17 protein-coding genes are annotated in these 18,668 nt (G+C 65.7%); 9 read left to right on the plus strand and 8 right to left on the minus strand.

Going from position 1 to position 18,668, the window contains the following annotated elements:
- Positions 1–30: 30 nt before the first annotated feature.
- Entirely contained in the window at positions 31–981 is a 951-nt protein-coding gene (locus CBY09_RS00525) for a homoserine kinase (RefSeq protein ID WP_094285422.1), read from the minus strand.
- 114 nt (positions 982–1,095) lie between these two features.
- Positions 1,096–1,455 (minus strand): hypothetical protein, encoded by a 360-nt coding sequence (locus CBY09_RS00530; protein ID WP_055401044.1) that lies wholly within the window; start codon positions 1,453–1,455, stop codon positions 1,096–1,098.
- 53 nt (positions 1,456–1,508) lie between these two features.
- On the opposite strand from CBY09_RS00530, the gene polA reads away from it, so the two are divergent.
- Positions 1,509–4,307 carry a DNA polymerase I gene (polA, locus tag CBY09_RS00535; protein ID WP_094285423.1) on the plus strand — a complete coding sequence of 933 codons (2,799 nt, stop codon included), beginning with the start codon at positions 1,509–1,511 and terminating at the stop codon, positions 4,305–4,307.
- Positions 4,308–4,317: 10 nt separating this feature from the next.
- On the opposite strand, the gene CBY09_RS00540 is transcribed toward polA, so the two are convergent.
- Positions 4,318–4,668, minus strand: a complete 351-nt coding sequence (locus tag CBY09_RS00540; protein WP_094285424.1) for an NIPSNAP family protein — start codon at positions 4,666–4,668, stop codon at positions 4,318–4,320.
- A gap of 89 nt (positions 4,669–4,757) precedes the next feature.
- Positions 4,758–5,558 (minus strand): isocitrate lyase/PEP mutase family protein, encoded by an 801-nt coding sequence (locus tag CBY09_RS00545; RefSeq protein ID WP_094285425.1) that lies wholly within the window; start codon positions 5,556–5,558, stop codon positions 4,758–4,760.
- A 288-nt stretch (positions 5,559–5,846) separates the two neighbouring features.
- On the opposite strand from CBY09_RS00545, the gene CBY09_RS00550 reads away from it, so the two are divergent.
- The 4 genes from CBY09_RS00550 to CBY09_RS00565 all read left to right on the plus strand — a co-directional run bounded on the left by CBY09_RS00550 (position 5,847) and on the right by CBY09_RS00565 (position 8,957).
- Positions 5,847–6,143, plus strand: a complete 297-nt coding sequence (locus CBY09_RS00550; protein WP_165773852.1) for a putative quinol monooxygenase — start codon at positions 5,847–5,849, stop codon at positions 6,141–6,143.
- 260 nt (positions 6,144–6,403) lie between these two features.
- Complete coding sequence (yghU, locus tag CBY09_RS00555) at positions 6,404–7,306, plus strand: glutathione-dependent disulfide-bond oxidoreductase (protein ID WP_094285427.1); 903 nt, start codon at positions 6,404–6,406, stop codon at positions 7,304–7,306.
- Positions 7,307–7,328: 22 nt separating this feature from the next.
- Entirely contained in the window at positions 7,329–7,961 is a 633-nt protein-coding gene (locus CBY09_RS00560) for a glutathione S-transferase family protein (RefSeq protein WP_094285428.1), read from the plus strand.
- Positions 7,962–8,030: 69 nt separating this feature from the next.
- Positions 8,031–8,957, plus strand: coding sequence for a LysR family transcriptional regulator (locus CBY09_RS00565; RefSeq protein WP_094285429.1), 927 nt, complete (start codon positions 8,031–8,033; stop codon positions 8,955–8,957).
- 27 nt (positions 8,958–8,984) lie between these two features.
- Here CBY09_RS00565 and CBY09_RS00570 read toward each other — a convergent pair whose 3' ends face one another.
- Positions 8,985–10,199 carry a D-amino acid dehydrogenase gene (locus CBY09_RS00570; RefSeq protein WP_205734071.1) on the minus strand — a complete coding sequence of 405 codons (1,215 nt, stop codon included), beginning with the start codon at positions 10,197–10,199 and terminating at the stop codon, positions 8,985–8,987.
- 329 nt (positions 10,200–10,528) lie between these two features.
- Here CBY09_RS00570 and CBY09_RS00575 point away from each other — a divergent pair, with 329 nt between their 5' ends.
- Both CBY09_RS00575 and CBY09_RS00580 read left to right on the plus strand, forming a co-directional pair.
- Positions 10,529–11,419, plus strand: coding sequence for an amino acid ABC transporter substrate-binding protein (locus CBY09_RS00575; protein ID WP_094285431.1), 891 nt, complete (start codon positions 10,529–10,531; stop codon positions 11,417–11,419).
- A 12-nt stretch (positions 11,420–11,431) separates the two neighbouring features.
- On the plus strand, positions 11,432–12,220 hold the full coding sequence (locus CBY09_RS00580) for an aspartate/glutamate racemase family protein (protein WP_094285432.1): 789 nt from the start codon (positions 11,432–11,434) through the stop codon (positions 12,218–12,220).
- Positions 12,221–12,287: 67 nt separating this feature from the next.
- Here the strand turns inward: CBY09_RS00580 and CBY09_RS00585 are convergent, their stop codons facing one another.
- The gene (locus CBY09_RS00585; protein ID WP_094285433.1) at positions 12,288–14,678 is read right to left on the minus strand and encodes a sensor domain-containing diguanylate cyclase; all 2,391 of its coding nucleotides are present in this window, start codon (positions 14,676–14,678) and stop codon (positions 12,288–12,290) included.
- A 286-nt stretch (positions 14,679–14,964) separates the two neighbouring features.
- On the opposite strand from CBY09_RS00585, the gene CBY09_RS00590 reads away from it, so the two are divergent.
- Positions 14,965–15,861, plus strand: a complete 897-nt coding sequence (locus tag CBY09_RS00590) for a dienelactone hydrolase family protein (protein WP_094285434.1) — start codon at positions 14,965–14,967, stop codon at positions 15,859–15,861.
- Positions 15,862–16,006: 145 nt separating this feature from the next.
- The gene (locus CBY09_RS00595) at positions 16,007–16,861 is read left to right on the plus strand and encodes a ZIP family metal transporter (protein ID WP_094285435.1); all 855 of its coding nucleotides are present in this window, start codon (positions 16,007–16,009) and stop codon (positions 16,859–16,861) included.
- Between the two features lie 34 nt (positions 16,862–16,895).
- Here CBY09_RS00595 and CBY09_RS00600 read toward each other — a convergent pair whose 3' ends face one another.
- Together CBY09_RS00600 and CBY09_RS00605 are read right to left on the minus strand one after the other, a co-directional pair.
- The gene (locus CBY09_RS00600; protein ID WP_094285436.1) at positions 16,896–17,414 is read right to left on the minus strand and encodes a hypothetical protein; all 519 of its coding nucleotides are present in this window, start codon (positions 17,412–17,414) and stop codon (positions 16,896–16,898) included.
- A 62-nt stretch (positions 17,415–17,476) separates the two neighbouring features.
- Entirely contained in the window at positions 17,477–18,532 is a 1,056-nt protein-coding gene (locus tag CBY09_RS00605) for a tripartite tricarboxylate transporter substrate-binding protein (RefSeq protein WP_094285437.1), read from the minus strand.
- Between the last annotated feature and the right edge of the window lie 136 nt (positions 18,533–18,668).

Below are 18,668 nucleotides of genomic sequence, written 5' to 3' on the forward strand. Positions count from 1 at the left end.
GCCATGCCCCGTGGTCTGGTGGGGATGGGGTCAGGCGTGCACCGGATGCGCCACACGGTGGCGCAGCACGCGCTCGAAGTGCGTGGGGTCGTGTGGCTTGAGCATGGAAGCCTCGCGCGGCAGGTAAAAGTCCCACAGCCGCGAGATCCAGAACCGCAGCGCGCCTGCGCGCAGCATGGCGGGCAGCAGCTCGCGCTCTGCGGCAGTCAGGGGGCGTACGGCTTGGTAGGCATCCAGCATGCGCGTGGCGCGTTCGGCATCGTGTGCGCCGGTGGGCAGGTCGATGCACCAGTCGTTCAGGCACACGGCCAGGTCGAACAGCCAAGTGTCCACGCCCGCAAAATAGAAGTCGAAGAAGCCGGTCAGCTCCTCGCCCTCGAACATCACGTTGTCGCGGAACAGGTCGGCATGCACGGGGCCGCAGGGCAGGGCCGCGTAGGCCGAGCTGGCCGCCACATGATTCTGGTAAGCCAGCTCGGCGCGCAGCAGGGCCGATTGCGCCTCGCCAATGTGCGGCAGCACCACGGGCACGGTCTCGTTCCACCAGGGCAGGCCGCGCAGGTTGGGCTGGCGGCGCTCAAAGTCGCGCCCGGCCAGGTGCATGCGCGCCAGCATGGTGCCCACGGCCGCGCAGTGCACGCCCTGGGGTGCGAGCTGGCTTTTGCCGCGCAGCTTGTTCACCACCGCAGCGGGTTTGCCACACACGGTGTGCAGGATGTCGCCGTTCTTGTCAGCACGCGGGTCGGGCACGGGCACGCCGCCGTGCGCCAGGTGCTTCATCAGGTACAGGTAGAACGGCAGTTGTGCCGCCGTGAGGCGCTCGAACAGCGTGAGCACGAACTCGCCCTGGTCGCTGGTCAGAAAGTAGTTGGTGTTCTCAATGCCACCCTCAATGCCGCGCAGCTCTACCAGCTCACCCAGTTGCAAACGGCGCAGCAGCTCGCGCGCCTCGGTGTTGGAGACTTCGGTAAAAACGGCCATCGCTCAGGGGGGTTACAAAGAAATGAAAAACTGGCAGAAGAAGGGCAGGGCGTGCAGCGGCTTCATGGGGGCAGCGCGGTGGCGCTGCCAAATACCGCAGTCGCCGCAGGGGCCTCAGAACTTCAGCACGTTCCAGACACGCGGGGCGGTGGTGGTCTCGGCGCCGCTGTTGCTGCCTGCGCGGCTGCGTGCGCCATCGGGCGACTGCACTTCATAGCCGGGCATGTTGCCGGTCTTGGGCTGCACCGAAATCGTCTGTGTTTGCCCGCCCACACGCAGCTCATCAACGCGGCTGCCCGCGTCTTCCACCTGGATGCGCTCGGTACGCTGGTTGGTGCGGCCTGCAGATTGCTCTTGATTTGAGAGCGCTTCGCGCTTGTCCGTCGTGCCCTGAGGGGCATTTTGGCTTGGATTTTGGGCCAGGGCGGTGCCGGAGGCAATGCCCAGCAGCAAAAGGAGGTAGAGAGCGCGCATCGGGCGATTGTAGAGCGCTGCCTGGGTGGAGTCCGGCCGTGCACAATCCGTGCATGACTGACAAAAAGACCCTGGTGCTGGTGGACGGCTCCAGCTACCTCTACCGCGCCTTCCACGCCATGCCCGACCTGCGGGCGGTGCCGGGCGACCCCACAAGCCCTGCCACCGGTGCCATTCGCGGCATGATCAACATGATGCAGGCCCTGCGCAAGGAGGTGGTGGCCGACTACGCCGTGTGCGTGTTCGACGCCTCGGGCCCCACCTTCCGTGACGCCCTGTACACCGAATACAAGGCCACGCGCTCGCCCATGCCCGACGACCTGCGCAGCCAGATCGAGCCCATCCACCAGGTGGTGGACCTGCTGGGCTGGAAGGTAGTGGCCGTGCCCGGCGTGGAGGCCGACGACGTGATCGCCACCTTGGCCCACGTGGCGGCCGCACAGGGCATTGAGGTCATCGTGTCCAGCGGCGACAAGGATTTGAGCCAGCTGGTCAATGAGCACATCACCATCATCGACACCATGAGCGGCAAGCGCCGCGATGTGGCGGGCGTGACGGCAGAGTTTGGCGTGCCGCCTGCGCTGATGGTGGATTACCAGGCACTGGTGGGCGACACCGTGGACAACGTGCCCGGCGTTACCAAGGTGGGGCCCAAGACGGCCGCCAAGTGGCTGGAGGAATATGGCTCGCTCGACAATCTGATTGCCAACGCCGACGCCATCAAGGGCGTGGCGGGCAACAACCTGCGCGAGGCCATTGCCAGCGGCCAGCTGGCCTTGAGCCGCCAGCTCGTCACCATGAAGACCGACTGCGCGCTGGCCGACTACATCCCCGGCCTGCCCGCGTTTGACGACATCACGCTCGACGCGCCAGACAACGCTGGCCTGCTGCCGTTTTACGAACAATACGGCTTCAAGGGCCTGGCCGCTGCCATCAAGGGGGCCGCAGCCCCCGCCGCTACAGCCCCCACCGTCGCCATGCCCGGCCAAAGCGGCGACCTGTTTGCCGACCATTCCGCCAGCACCGTGGCCGAAGAAGCCCAGCACCGCACCGTGGTGTACGACACCATCCTGAACTGGGCGGACTTTGACCAGTGGCTGGAGCGTCTGCACAAAGCCCCGCTCACGGCCATCGACACCGAGACCGACTCCCTCGACGAAATGCGTGCGCAAATCGTCGGCATCTCTTTCAGCGTACAGCCCGGCGAGGCCGCCTACATCCCCCTGCGCCACGAAGGCCCCGACGCGCCCGCGCAACTGCCGCTGGATGATGTGCTCGCCCGCCTCAAGCCCTGGTTGGAAAACCCCAAGCACCACAAGCTGGGCCAGCACATCAAGTACGACCGCCATGTGTTTGCCAACCACGGCATCGAGGTGCAGGGCTACGCGCACGACACCATGCTGCAAAGCTACGTGCTGGAAGTGCACAAGCCCCACAACCTGACCAGCCTGGCCGAGCGCCACACTGGCCGCAAAGGCATCACCTACGAAGACCTGTGCGGCAAAGGCGCGCACCAAATTCCGTTTGCCCAGGTGCCGGTGGACAAAGCCGCCGCCTACTCGTGCGAAGACTCCGACCAAACTCTGGACGTGCATAACGCCTTGTGGCCCCTGCTGCAGGCCGATGACAAACTGCGCTTCATCTACGAACTGGAGATGCAAAGCAGCGAGGCCCTGTACCGCATCGAACGCAACGGCGTGCTCATTGACGCCCCCACCCTGGCCGCCCAAAGCCACGAACTGGGCCAGCGCATCCTGCAGCTCGAAACCGAGGCCTACGAGATTGCAGGCCAGCCCTTCAACCTGAGCAGCCCCAAGCAGCTGGGCGAAATCTTCTTCGACAAGCTGGGCATGCCGGTGGTGAAAAAGACGGCCACTGGCGCCCGCAGCACCGACGAAGAAGTGCTGGAAAAGCTGGCCGAGGACTACCCCCTGCCCGCCAAGCTGCTGGAGCACCGGTCGTTGAGCAAGCTCAAAGGCACCTATACCGACAAGCTGGCGCAACTGGCCCTGCCACGTACAGGCCGCGTGCACACGCACTACGCGCAGGCTGTGGCGGTGACCGGGCGCTTGTCCAGCAACGACCCCAACCTGCAGAACATCCCCATCCGCACCCCCGAAGGCCGCCGTGTGCGCGAGGCCTTTGTGGCCCCCGCAGGCCGCGTGATTGCCAGTGCCGACTACTCCCAGATCGAGCTGCGCATCATGGCCCACCTGAGCGGCGACCACTCGCTGCTGCACGCCTTCCACGCCGGGCTGGACGTGCACCGCGCCACCGCTGCAGAAGTGTTTGGGGTGGAGGTCGATCAGATCACCAGCGAGCAACGCCGCTACGCCAAGGTCATCAACTTTGGCCTCATCTACGGCATGAGCAGCTTTGGCCTGGCCAAGAACCTTGGTATCGAGACCAAGGCCGCCGCCGCGTACATCGACAAATACTTCCAGCGCTACCCAGGCGTGAAGCAGTACATGGACGACACCAAGGCCGCCGCCAAATCCATGGGCTACGTCGAAACCGTGTTCGGCCGCCGCCTGTACTTGCCCGAAATCAACTCCCCCAACGGCCCCCGCCGCGCAGGCGCCGAGCGCGCCGCCATCAATGCCCCCATGCAGGGCACCGCAGCCGACCTCATCAAGCTGGCCATGGTGGCGGTGCAGAAGGAGCTGGATGCCCACAAGCCCAGCATCCAGATGATCATGCAGGTGCACGATGAACTGGTGTTTGAGCTGCCCGAGAGCGAGGTGGACTGGCTCAAGACCCACATCCCGCGCCTGATGGCGGAAGTGGCGGCGCTGAAGGTGCCGCTACTGGCCGAGGTGGGGGTGGGGCCGAACTGGGACAAGGCACACTGAGCCGCGTGGATCAGGCCCCCTGCGTACCGGTGTTGGAGGCCCGCAGATCCTCGACCCCTGCAGCAGAAAGCCAGACCTGGGTGCTCAGGGAGCTTTCGATCTTTGCCACGATCTCTTCACGCGGCCCGCTGCGCCACGCCTCGGACGCGTAGAACTGGTCCTGGCTTTGCTGCAGGTCGGCCCGATCCCGGTATGCGCGGATGAGGAAGTAGCCATTATCTTCGTGTGCAGAAATACCGTATGCCACCACGTCGGTCCCCCACTGCCTCAGCAAGGGGACGGACCGCTCGCTCACAAGCTGGTGGAAGGCCTCTGCAGTGTGGGCCTTGAGTTGGTAGGAGCGGATTTCGACGAGTCGCATGGGTGTGTTGGAGGCGGGTGAAAAAAGGGCCGGTGCAGCTTGTGTACAGCCCGGCGCTGGTGCATTGCCACAGCGCATGGAGGTGCACGCTATTGCGCAAAGAGAGCGTTGACGCTTGCGAAGGGGAGCGCACGGCTGAAAATTCTCGCACCTTCGCCCGCCATGAGCGCGGTGGTGTCCGCCTCCAGTTGTGCGTAGGCAGACAGGAACACGGCCGGGCCTGCGCTGAGGCGACGCATGCCTGCCCGCCCCAGCTTTTCTGCATCCGGCAGCCCCGGCAGCAGCATCAGGTTGAGCGGCAGCCGCGTTGCTGAGGCGATCTGTTCAGCGTCTGCCGTTTGCACCAAGCCCGGAACAAAAAGCCCATCTGCGCCAGCGCTCGCATAGTCTTTGGTCCGCGCCTTGACCATGGCCATCGCCTCGGGTCCCTCTGGGGCGAGGGAGCGCAGGTAAACATCGGTGCGGGCGTTGATGAACAATTCCGCAGCGCCGGTCCGCGACCGGATGGCCTGAATCTTTTCGGCAAGGATTTCGCTGGGTGCAGTGCCATCTTCAATGTTGATGCCTACAGCCCCGCATCGGAGGACCTCGGCCGCCAGCTCTGCCACCTCCTCGGGGCTGTCGCTGTACCCATCCTCGATGTCCACGGTCAGCGGCACGGCCAATGTCCGCACGATGCGGCGTATGGCAGACAGGAGTTCGCCCACAGGCAGCGCGCCGCCATCCTGGTAGCCCAAGGCCCAGCAAAGGGCCGCGCTGGACGTGGCGACTGCCTTGGCTCCCGCCTTCGCCTGAATGTGGGCGCTTGCTGCATCCCAGGCGTTGGGCAATACAAGGACTTCATGCCGGTGGTGAAGGTCTCGAAAGTGGGCGGCCAGGGGGCTGGGCATTGTGGGTTCCTGAAAGTTGGGGATTGCCTAGGCTAGGGTGTGTGGGCGGGGATGTCTGGCCAGATCCGGACCTGTCCCTCAGGGGGCGGCACCCGGTGCAAGTGCATTCGCGGGCCATGCCCCATCAATGGTTGATACGCCCCACGACTGCAGCTCGAAGTTGCAAGCTGTTTCCAGTCAATTGCATGTTCACCGTACCATGCCGGGCCCAGCGTACTCGGCCGGCTTGCGGTCTAGGGCCCGTTGGGCAAGCCGTCAAAGTTTGACGATCAACTATCAATGCAACCCATGCAAAAAATCGCTCTCGTCGTAACAATTGAATTCAAACCTGAGTCAAAAGCGTCATTTCTGCAATCTTTGCTGGATCACAAGCAGCGCTGCCTGGCAGGCGAACCGGGCACCCTGCAGTTTGAAGTGCTGGCGCCCACTGAAAACGCCCATTCGGTCGTGCTGTTCGAGTTGTATGCAAGCGCTGAGGCGCTGGTGGCGCACGATGCGGGTGGCAGCTTGGCACTGTTCAAAGAGCAGGCAGGCCCGTTGATCACCAAGGTCTCACGCCAACACTGTTCTGTCCTGAACCCTTGAATTCAGCACCTCCGAGCGCTCTATTCAGCAACCTTTTCCAGGGTGCCGCGCTGGGCGGGTTGATGCGGGTTCGAGACCACTCGGGGTAGCTCGCTTTTTGTGGAGGGGTAGTCGCATCGCCAGAGCACTGGCAGTGCAATGTGGCAAAGCGCTTCGGTGGTATTCGCCCCAGCCCAGCGGCGGACAAACCGCGTCGCTAAACTCCCCAGGCAACTGCTGGCGATCCCGCCACTTTCCATCCCATTTGCCTGGAGCTGTGCATGCCCGATTCCACCCTCTACACCCCTCCCGCCATCTGGCAATGGAACAAAGCAAACGGCGGCCAGTTCGCCAGCATCAACCGGCCCGTTGCCGGGGCTACGCACGATAAAGAGCTGCCCGTGGGCAAGCACCCGCTACAGCTCTATTCGCTGGGCACGCCCAATGGCGTGAAGGTGACGGTGATGCTGGAAGAGCTGCTGGCGCTGGGCCACAGCGGTGCGGAGTACGACGCGTGGCTGATCCGCATCAATGAGGGCGAGCAGTTTGGCAGCGGGTTTGTTGCGGTGAATCCCAACTCCAAGATCCCTGCGCTGCTGGACCGCACCGACCCCGCCAACCCTGTGCGGGTGTTCGAGTCCGGCGCGATCCTGATGTACCTGGCCGAGAAGTTCGGTAGCGCCTTCTTGCCCAAAGACGGCGCTGCGCGCGCCGAGTGCCTGTCGTGGCTGTTCTGGCAGATGGGTAGTGCGCCGTTTGTGGGCGGGGGCTTCGGGCATTTTTATGCCTATGCGCCGGTCAAGATCGAGTACGCGATCGACCGCTATGCCATGGAGGCGAAGCGCCAGCTGGATGTGCTGAACCAGCGCCTGGCCGTGACCGAGTACGTGGCGGGCGATGAGTACACGGTGGCGGACATGGCGATCTGGCCCTGGTACGGCCTGATGGTGAAGGGGCAGGCCTACAACGCAGGCGAGTTTTTGCAGGTGCATGAATACACGCATGTGGTGCGCTGGGCCGAGCAAATCGCCAAGCGTCCGGCGGTGCAGCGCGGGCGCAAGGTCAACCGTGTCAGTGGCGACCTGGCCAGCCAGTTGCGTGAGCGGCATGACGCCAGCGACTTTGACACCAAGACGCAGGACAAGGTCGAGGCGGCAGCAGCAGCTTCTTCGCCTGCACGTTGAGTGTTTTCTGCAAGGCGCCACCATGATCACTTTGTACGACTGCGCCACGGCGCCCAGCCCGCGCCGCGCGCGCATCCTGCTGGCAGAAAAGGGTGTGGTCCACGACACCGTGCAGGTGGACCTGCGCAATGGCGAGCAACTGGGCGAGGCGTATCGCCAGATCAACCCGCAGTGCACGGTACCTGCGTTGCGCACGGACGACGGTTTGCTGCTGGCCGACAATGCGGCGATCACGGCGTATCTCGAAGCGCGCTACCCGCAGCCCGCACTGCTGGGCGAAACGCCCGCAGAAAAGGCGGAGATCGCCAGCTGGAACTGGCGCATGGAGTTCGAGGGCCTGTTGGCCATTGCCGAGGCGCTGCGCAACAGCGCGCCCGCCATGGCCAACCGGGCGCTGCCCGGCGCAGTGGATTACCCACAGATCCCGGCGCTGGCGGAGCGCGGGCTGGTGCGTGTGGGGCAGTTTTTCAATCTGTTGAATGATCGATTGGCAGGCCGCGACTTCATTGCCACCGACCGCTTCAGCGTGGCCGACATCACGGCCGTGGTGGCCGTGGACTTTGCGCGGGTGGTCAAGCACAAGCCCGGCGAGCAGCACCCGCACTTGCTGCGCTGGCGTGCGGTCATGGCGCAGCGGCCGTCGATGTCGCTCTAATCCCCGTCTTAGTCGCAATGGGTGGATGCAAGGATTGCGCATCGGGCCTGTTCCTTGCATTGTTATTTGATGCGCCTTCGCCACATAGAAGTTTTCAACGCCGTCATGCTCACCGGCAGCGTGAGCGCGGCGGCCCGCCTCATCAACGTCACGCAGCCTGCGGTCAGCCGCATCCTGGCGCATGCTGAACTGCAGCTGGGCTTTCCGTTGTTCCACCGGCTAAAGGGCAAGCTGGTGCCCACCACCGAGGCACAGACCCTGTACCCGCACATCGAGCGCCTGTTCACCCAGCTGGACGATGTGCAGCGCCTGGCCAACAGTCTCAAAAATGACCAACGTGAGGGCGAACTGCACATCCTGAGCGTGCTGGCACTGAGCTACGAGGTGCTGCCGCGCGCGCTGCGGTTCTTTCGGCAGAAGCACCCGGATGTGAAGGTCACCATCGATGCATTGCACTCGCCCCAGATCGTCTCGGCCCTGGTGCTGCAGGAGGCGGATGTGGGCTTTGTGTTCAGCGCCATTGCCCACCCCGCGCTCACGCAAGAGCACCTGGCCGATGGGCGCATGGTGTGTGTGGCGCCCAAGGGCATGCTGGGTGCTGCGCTGGTGGCGGCGGGCGTGGTGCACCTGTCTGACCTGGCGGAGACGCCCGTGGTGCGGCTCGATGTGCGCGACCCCATCGGCACGGTGGTCAACCATGCCTGCCGTGAAGCGGGTGTGGGGCTGCAGACGGCGATCACGGTGCAGACCTACCACGCTGCGCTGGCATTGGCACACCACGGCCATGCGGTGGCGGTGGTGGACAGCTGCACGGCCGCATCGGCCGACCGCAGCAAGGTGGACGTGATGGCGCTGGCACCCCACATTGCCGTGCCCATCAAGTCATTGCGCACCGTGAACCGGCCCAGCTCGCTGCTGGCCAGTGCCATGACGCAGTGCATGCGCCAGGCCGTGGGCGAGACCATGGCCTCTGTGGATTTGCCCGACGTGGAGTAGCGCGCAGGGCCGAGGCTGCACGGTGGCTCAGGCGGGAGCCAGCAGCTCTGCGACCTGCGCGGCCGTGCCAAACGCCAGCGTGAAGCCCAGCGAGCCATGGCCCGTATTGAGCAGCAGGTTGGCGGGGCCGCTGGCGTGTGGGCCCACCACAGGCAGGCCGGTGGGCGTGGCGGGGCGCATGCCGGTCCAGGGGCGCAGTTCTTCAAACTGGCTGCAGCCCGGGAACAAAGCGCGCGTGGCCTGGCACAGGCTTTCGATGCGTGCGGGGGGGATGCGGGCATCGTGCCCCACCAGCTCGGCCATGCCAGCCACACGCAGCCGGTGGCCGATGCGTGCAAAGACCACCTTGCGGGCGGCGTCGGTCACGTTGACGCGGGGCACGGTTGCGGACGCTTCGGTGGTGTCGAGGGTGATGCTGTAGCCCTTGAGTGGATAGACCGGCAGGCGAAGCCCCAGCGTGCGGGCCACCGGGTGGCTGTGGCTGCCCAGGGCCAGCACAAACTGCTGTGCCTCTACCGCGCCGGCGCTGGTCCGCACGGCGGCGATGCGCCGGCCCTGGCGCACAAAGCCCTGTACCCGGGCGCCCAGCAGAAAGCGCACGCCGCGCGCGGCGAGCACGGCCTGCAGGCCCTGGCACAGCTTGAGGCAATCGGCTGCGCATTCGCTGGGGGTGTAGATGGCGCCCGCGATCCGGTGCTGGTAGTGCTGCAGGGCGGGTTCGATCTCGGCACAGCGCGCCGCCGACACGGCCTGCTGCTGGCTGCCCCAGGCCCGCTGCAGCTCCATCTGCCGCTGGGCGGATGCCAGGCCTGCGGGCGTGTCGTACAGCACCAGCTTCCCGGTGCGGGAGAAGTCGCAGTCGATGGATTCGGACTGCAGCATGGCTTCAAACCGGTGGCGGCTCAGTGCGGCCAGGGCCAGCAGGCGCTCGGTGCTGCGCTCGGACGTGTGTCGGTTGCAGGCGCGCAGAAACGCAAGGCCCCAGTGCCATTGGTGGGTGTCCCATTGCGGGCGCAGCTTGAGCGGGGAGCTGGGCGACAGCAACAGGCGGGGCAGCTGGCGCCAGATGCTGGCGTCGGCCAGGGGCTGCACATAGCTGTAGCTGAGCTGGGCACCGTTGCCACCGCTGGCACCGGTGCCCGGCTGGGCCTGATCGATGACGGTGACTTGCAGGCCGCGCTGCTGGAGTTCATACGCCGTGGCCAGGCCGACGATGCCTGCGCCCAATACACATACCTGCATCTTGTGGGGAATGGATGGTTGACTGATTGCAGGCCAATGTAGGGCGAGGGCTGCGCTTTGAACAATGCCAATGCCGTGCCTGCCTATGCCGGTAAGTTATGTGCTTCAGCCCCAATCGCCCCAGGCCTGCCCCTTGCATGCAGGCATGGCGCAAATGGTGCGCGCTGAAGCAATCTGGTGCAGTGTTGTGCACCGCAAAAGGGCCATAACTTTTCATCATGACGCACCCCCGCGAATGAATTGTTCAACGGCGCCGCGAGTTTTTACAGTGCCCCTGCGTTCTGCTTTTTCATTCACCCGTTTACCTGCTTTTTTGCAAAGGGATCCCCATGAAGCTCTCCGCCGTCACTTCTGCTGCCCTGGTGGCGGTCGGCCTGCTGGCCTGCACCGTGGCCAGTGCCGACACCCTCAAGAAGATTGCCGATACGGGCAAGATCACGCTGGCCTACCGCGAGTCGTCGGTGCCCTTCAGCTACCTGGCGGGCCCGGGCGTGCCCGTGGGGTTCTCGGTGGATATTTCCAACGCGGTGGTGGATGCGGTGAAGAAGCGCTTGAACAACCCGGCCATCAAGGTGGAGTTGCAGGCGGTGACCTCGCAGAACCGCATTCCGCTGCTGACCAACGGCACCATCGATCTGGAGTGTGGCTCCACCACCAACAACACGGCACGGGCCAAGGACGTGCAGTTCGCCATCAACCACTTCTACACCGGCACCCGGCTGCTGACCAAGAAGACCTCGGGTGTCAAAAACTACGCCGACCTGGCCAGGAAGAAGGTGGCCAGCACATCGGGCACCACCAATGCCCAGGTGATCCGCAAATACAGCCGCGACAACAACCTGGACCTGGACATCGTGCTGGGCAAGGACCATGACGACGCCGTGCTGCTGGTGGACAGTGGCCGGGCCGAGGCGTTTGCGATGGACGACATCCTGCTGTTTGGCCTGATGGGCAACCAGCGCAACCCGGCCGATTGGACGGTGGTGGGTGATTCGTTGCAGGTGGAGCCTTACGCCTGCATGCTGCGCAAGGACGACCCGCAGTTCCAGGCGCTGGTCAACGGCGTGATCGGCGGGATGATGAAGTCCGGCGAATTCGACAAGCTCTATACCAAGTGGTTCATGTCGCCCGTGCCGCCGCGCAACCAGAACCTGAACCTGGCCATGAGCAAGGAGCTGCGCGAGAACCTGGTGGCGCAGAGCGACAAGCCCGCCCAGTAAGCCGGAGCGCGCATGTCTTTGGTGTCTGCAAGCCCCCCACACACACCGCAGGTGGTGGGCATTCTGGGCGGGATGGGCCCGGCTGCCGGGGCGGATTTTGTGCGCCTGTTCGTGCAGGCCTGCACAAAACGCATGGAGGTGCTGGGCATTCCGGTGCGTGATCAGGCCTACCCCGAGCACTGGCTGGCGCAGGTGCCCATCCCGGACCGCACGGCCGCGCTGAACGACACGCGCCCCGGCGCGCACCAGCCCGCAGACCCGATGCTGCAGGCCACCGGGCGGCTGGCTGCGCTGGGGGCGCGGGTGGTGGCGATTGCCTGCAACACAGCCCACGCGTGGCACGGCATCCTGCAGCAGCGGTTTCCGCAGATGGTGGTCTTGCACGGCGTGCAGGAGGTGGTGGCCGAGCTGTCGGCGCGCAAGGTGCAGGGCGTGGGGCTGCTGGCCACGCGCGGCGCCTACGACGCAGGCCTTTACCAGCGTGAGCTGGAGCGGGCGCACATTGCCTGCTCTGTGCCCGACGACCATGAACGCGAGCAGCTGATGCAGGGCATCTACGAGGGTGTGAAAGCGGGCAACTACCCGCTGGCGCGCCAGCGCTTTGAAGCCGTATCGATTGCGCTGCAGGAGCGCTACAGCGTGTCCACGCTGATCATGGGCTGTACCGAGATTCCGCTGGCGCTGTCGGAGCACCCCCGGCTGGAAGGGATCTCGCTGGTGAACCCCTCGGTGGTGCTGGCCTCGGCACTGGCCCGGCATGCCTACTGCGATATGCCCACCGAGGGCATGGCCCAGGCCTGAAAAGTTCCAGGCTGGGAGCCTTGAGAGTCACTGCAGGCGGCGTGTCTCGCGCACTGGGCCCCCAGTGTCAGCCCGCCTCGTCGAACACCTCCAGCCGGTTGCGGCCGCCATGTTTGGCGCGGTACAGGGCTGCGTCGGCGGCCTGCACCAGGCTGTCTGGCTGGGCTCCGGGGCGCGGCACCATGCTGGCCACGCCCGCGCTGAGCGTGACGATGGGCGCCGTGGGCGAGCGGGGATGCTGCAGGGCGGCTTCGCGCAGGCTGTCCATGCAGCGCTGGGCAGCCGTCACCGCGTCGGCCACGGTGGCGTCGGGTAGCAGCAGCACAAATTCTTCGCCGCCATAGCGGGCGGCAATTTCGTCTGCGCGGCGGATGTTGCCCTGCAGCAGCTGGGCCACGCGGCGCAGGCATTCATCGCCCGCCAGGTGGCCATAGTGGTCGTTGTAGAGCTTGAAATGGTCGATGTCGATCAGCACCACGGCCAGCGGCAGGTGGTGGCGGCCGCAGCGCATCCACTCGGCGGCCAGCCGTTCGTCAAAGCGGCGCCGGTTGCTGATGCCGGTCACGCCGTCGGTGGTGGACAGCAGGGCCAGCTTGGCGTTGGCAGCGGCCAGTTCCTGCTCCTTGCGCACCAGCTGGGTCACGTCGGTGCGCACACCGGCAATGCCGCCCTGGGGCGTGCGCCGTTCATCGGCCTGCAGCCAGCGGCCCTCGGGCAGGCGCTGCAGCACGGCCTGGTTGGCCGCGCGGTGGTCGGCCACGCGCTGGGCGACCCATTTCTCTTCGTTGCCCACGGCGTCCAGGTACTGGCCCCGCTCGGCGCCATAACGAGCAATCTGCTCGAACGTGCTGCCCGGCACGATCACCGGCGCCGAGATGGGGTAGAGCCTGCGGTACTGTGTGTTGCACACCACCAGTCTGTCGTCGGCATCGAACAGCGCGAACCCTTCGGGCAGGGATTCCACCGCGTCCTGCAGCAGCTGGCGCGCCTGCTGTGCGGCCTCCTGGGCGCTCTCCAGGGCCTGGCGCTGCTCAATGAGGTCGGTGATGTCCAGGCGCACCGCCACCACGTAGTTCTCGGGGGTGCGGGTTTCGTAGATGTTGATCCAGCGCCCGTCGGCCAGGCGCTGCACCAGGGTGGACGTGCGGCTGCCGTGCTCGGACAGGCGCTCGGCGATCCAGGCTTCCTCGCGGCCCTGGGCCGAGGGGATCAGGCCCCGCTCCACCGAGTAGCGCAGGATGTCGGCAAAGCTCTTGCCCAGATGCTCTGCGTAGTTCATGTGCGGGTACATGCGCGAGAGCTGCTGGTTGAAGAGCACCAGGCGGTCCTGCTCGTCAAAGATCTCGATGCTCACGGGCAGTGCCTCGACCGCACGCTCCAGCAGCTGCCGGATGCGCTGGTTCTCTTGCCGGGCGGCATCGACCTTGTGGCGCTGCTCGATCAGGTCGCTGATGTCCAGACGCACCACCACCGTCATGCCCGAGGGCGTGCGGCTTTCGTGCATGTGCATCCAGGCGCCATTCGGGTAGTGGCGCACCTCCGGGCCGGGCCGGTGGCCACGAAGCGCCATTTCGTGCGCCAGCCACAGCTCTTCCTGGCCGCTGGCCTCCTGGGGGATGCCATGGCGCAGTCCCGCGCGCAGCAGCTCTTCGTAGGTCTTGCCCAGCGACTCCGCCACCGGCAGGTGCGGGCGCAGGCGTGCCATCTGGTCGTTGCACAGCACCAGGCGGTCGTTCTCGTCGTAGATTTCGAGCCCGGCGGGCATGGCATTGACGGCCTCGCGCAGGCTGCGTTCGGCGCGCTCGGCATCGTGCAGCGCCTGCTTGAGGGCGCGCTCCTTGTGCACAACATCGGTGATGTCGGCGCGCAGCACCACCACGCCGCCTCCTTCGGTGAGGCGTTCGGTGATCCGCATCCAGCGGTCGCCCTCGACCTCCTGCACTTCAGGCAGCTCGGGGGCGCGATGGCGGGCCATGCGGTGGGCAAGCCAGGTGTCCACGTCGGGCCGCGCGTCCACAATGTGGCCCGAGCGTGCGGCGCGGCGCAGCACATCCTCGAACAGCGTGCCATATTCGACGGCCATCGAGGTGCCCGTGTTCACCTCGCGGTACTGGGCGTTGCACAGCACCAGGCGGTCGTCGGCGTCGTAGATGGCCAGCCCGTCCGGCAGGATGTCGAGCGTGGCCGACAGCTGGGTGCCGGCACGCTGGGCGGCTGCCTGGGCCTCGCTGGCCATGGTGCGCAGCGCCATCACCTGCCGCACCAGCCACCAAGACAGCAATGCACTGGCCACCAGCCCCGCCCCGGCGGCCGTGGATGCAATGCGGGTCGCGAGGTCCATGGACCGGCTGGCCAGTGCCCAGGTCAGCAGGGCCAGGCCGCCAGCACCACAAACCCCCGCCACCAGCAACGCCAGCAGGTGTCCGCGCGGCAGGGTGGGTGGCGTGGTGCGGTGCATGCGGTGGGCAGTCGCGGCGAGGGGCTGAGGGGCTGGGCTACCTGGGGGGCACGGGGTGGGTTGGTGGGGGCGCACGCGGCAGGCGCCGGGCGGTTCGAAGAAAGTCTAGCAGTGCTGCCCCAATTTCGATACCCGAAAATGCCGCCCTGCGGTAAACCCCAGCGGGCGCTTGCTGCGGCCTGCAGGCACGCTCTGGGGGCTGCGGCAAGGTGGGCTGCAAAAGCCCGCAACAAGCCCTAGACTGCGGGGCTCGTCCCTTTCTTGGCCCCCTTTTTCGGAGAACCCCATGCTCAATGACGACCTCCACACCGACGCCCATGCCCTGCTGCCGGGCCGCACCACCGATGCGGGCGCCACCCGCCGCACCGCACTGCAGGCGGCGCTGGGCCTGGGCTACGCGGCTGCCGCCGCCCCCATCATGGCCCAGACTGCCATTGCCACGCCGGCCGATGGGCTGACGGCGGGCGAGGTGAGCTTCACGGTCAATGGTTTCAAGGTACCCGCTTACCGCGCAGCACCTGCGGGCAAGACAGGCCTGCCGGTGGTGCTGGTGATCCAGGAGATTTTTGGTGTGCACGAATACATCGCTGACACCTGCCGCCGGTTTGCCAAGGCGGGTTACCTGGCCATTGCGCCCCAGCTGTACGCGCGCCAGGGCGACCCCTCGCAATACACCGAGATCGCCAAGCTCATGGCCGAGGTGGTCTCCAAGGTGCCCGATGCCCAGGTGATGGCCGACCTGGACGGCGCCGTGCAGTGGGCCGCCGCCAACGGTGGCGATGCTGCGCGGGTGGGCATCACCGGCTTTTGCTGGGGCGGCCGCATCACCTGGCTGTATGCCGCACATGGCCCCGTCAGGGCTGGTGTGGCCTGGTACGGGCGCCTGGTGGGCCAGGCGAGCGAACTCACGCCCAAGCACCCTGTAGACATCGCCCCCATCCTCAAGGCGCCCGTGCTGGGTCTGTATGGTGAAAAAGACACCGGCATCCCCCTTGACACGGTTGATAAGATGAAAGCTGCCCTGGCCGGTGGCTCGCCGCAGGCCAAGGCATCGGAATTTGTGGTGTACCCCGACGCGCCCCACGCCTTCCATGCCGACTACCGCGCGAGCTATCGCAAGGAAGCGGCCGAGGATGGCTGGAAGCGCGCGCTGGCCTGGTTCAAGGCGCAGGGCGTGGTCTGACCCTCCTGTGCGACCGGATCCGGCCCTGTGCCGGTGGGCCGACTGCAGCCGCCCCCCAACGGGGGCGGCTTTTTTATCGCGATTTCGGGTGTGGTTTTTTGAAAGAAAATAGGCCCTGGCGCCTGTCTATAAAGCGCAATTAGCTATGACTTTGATAGCAATCATTCTGGCCACGCTGGCCGCAGGCATTGGCAGCGTGTGGCTGGCCGCACTGCTCATGCGGCTGGGCCTGGGCGGTCGGGCCGATGGTGTGGGCCCGCAACACCTGCTCAGCCTGGCGGCGGGGGCCCTGCTGGCCACGGCCTTCATGCACCTGCTGCCCGAGGCGTTCGAGAGTCAGGCGGGCGCGCACGACCTGTTTGCCACCTTGCTGGTGGGCGTGGTGTTCTTCTTTCTGCTCGACAAGGCCGAGCTGTGGCACCACGGGCATGAGCACAGCCACTCTGCGCCTGCCGCGCAGGACCATGCCCACGGCCATGGGCATACCCACGATGCCCACCACGGCCATGGCCATGGCCATAGCCATGCGCACCACCACCATGGCCCGCGCTCGGGCGGCTGGGCTGTGTTGACGGGCGACAGCGTGCATTGTTTTGGCGACGGCATCCTGATCGCCTCGGCGTTCCTGGCCGACATCCGCCTGGGGGTGATCGCTGCCGTCTCGGTGTTGGCGCACGAGGTGCCGCACCACATGGGCGACCTGGTGGTGCTGCGCCAGACCAGTCCCAACCGCCGCATGGCCCTGCTCAAGGTGTCGCTGGCGGGCGCGGTGACGGCGCTGGGCGGGGTGGTGGGCTACTTCCTGGTGGGGCAGCTGCAGGACTTCTTGCCGTACTTCCTGGCTGTGGCGTCGAGCAGCTTTGTGTATGTGGCGCTGGCCGACCTGATTCCCCAGCTGCAAAAGCGCCTCACGGCACGCGAGACCATCGCGCAGATCGCCTGGCTGATCGCAGGCATGGTGATCGTCACGCTGGTGAGCGGCGCGGCGCACGCGCATTGACGGTGAATCGCCACTGCGCAATGCGCAGCCCCCGTTAGCGCGGGCCGGGGGGCCTGGGTTTGAGGTAGAAGGCGCTGCCCTGACGCGCCGATCTGTACGGCACCACATCCAGCACGGCCTCGTGGCGCTGCAAGGCCAGAACGCCGGTGTGGTACAGAAAATGGCCGTTGCTGCGGCGGTGTGATTCGTACCGTGCCCCTTTCCCCTCGTTGATGAACGCGAGGAGAAACTCGCCTTCCGCCACGCTGGCGGGGGATTCTTGCAGGCAGTCAGGCGCCAATTCACCCAGGTCTTTGCAGACAGCGTGCCGGGCGCTGTAGGGGGTGTAGATACGCACCTGCGTCCATGCAAATTCGGCCGCCCGGGCCATGTCCACCATGCCGCTGTTGCGGGCCTGCTCGCCAATGCGGTCAGACACGGTGGGCTGGCCACAGGCCGCCAGACCCACCAGGGCTGCGCAAGCCCATGACCAGGCGCTATGGCACTGCAGCGGAGCTGCGGACCGGCGGTTCACGGCGGCCTGCCCGGGGTTGGTGGATGGGAGATTCTGCATTTCAAATAGGTTCGCAGTGGCTGGCACGCTCTTGTGCTTGGGGCCAGGGGGAGTGATGCAGGTCAGTCAGCGTAGGTCCCTGCCTGCCGGATCAATGCGCCCCAGCGGTCCACCTCGGAAGACAGCTGAGTGCTCAGGCCCTCTGGCGTTTGCAGTTCTGGTTTGACGACCACCACCCCCACGTCATCCAGCCGCTTGATGAGCGCAGGGTCTTTCAACGCGGCTTTCAGCGCCGTGTTGAGGGTTGCCAGCACCGGGGCGGGTGTGGCCTTGGGGGCATAGAGGCCGTGCCAGACCACCACCTCGAAGTCTTTCAGTCCGGCCTCGCGCAGCGTCGGCGCATCTGGCAGGGGCTTGAGCCGTTCACGGGTGGTGACGCCGTAGAGTTTGACCTTGCCCGACTTGATGTGCTGAACCGTCTGCATCGACTGGTCGCACATAAGGTCCACCTGCCCGCCGATCAGGGCGGTCAACGCAGGCGCGGTCCCCTGGAAAGGCACAGTCGTGCTCTCGACGCCCACCGCCTGCTGCAACAGCATGCCGCACAACTGCGACGCAGCACCCAGCCCTGCATGTGAAAGGTTGACGGCCTTTCCTTCCCGTTTGAGGTAGCTGATCAACTCCTGCGGGGTTTTGGCGGGCAGGTCGGGGCGTCCGATGACCGTCATGGGCACATCGGCCACCTGGCCAAGGTATTCGAAATCCTTCAGCGGGTCGAAAGACAGTTTGCGGTAGAGGCTGGGCGCAGTGGACATGCCAATGTGGTGCAACAGCAGCGTGTAGCCGTCCTTGGCAGCGCGCGCAACCGAGGCAGATGCCACCGTTCCGCCTGCGCCTGCGCGGTTTTCCACGATCACCGTCTGACCCAGGCTTGCGCCCATGGACTGCGCCAATGCGCGCCCCAACAGGTCCGTCGGGCCACCGGCCGCAAACGGGATCACCAAGGTGACGGGCTTGGTAGGAAAAGCTTGTGCATGTGCGCCGAAGGAACCCACGGCCGCGACGGCTGCCACCAGCGCCAGGACGCAGTGCCGCAAGAAGGCCGCTCGTTGTAGCACGGCGGCAGTTGTGGTGGCGCCTGCGGCGAGGGCAATGGGCCGGGGGAGGGGGTTGCGCATGGTGCTCCTTGGAACGGTGAAGAGGTTCGCCGGAGTATCTGGCGCAGGTATTGCGGAAACAATCTGCTGACTGTGAAGTCGTTATTCACACTTTGTGTTGAATTGGTGCCCCAATCAGCGCCTGCAGCGTGCCGGT

Source organism: Acidovorax kalamii, from assembly GCF_002245625.1.
Lineage (GTDB): Bacteria > Pseudomonadota > Gammaproteobacteria > Burkholderiales > Burkholderiaceae_C > Acidovorax > Acidovorax kalamii.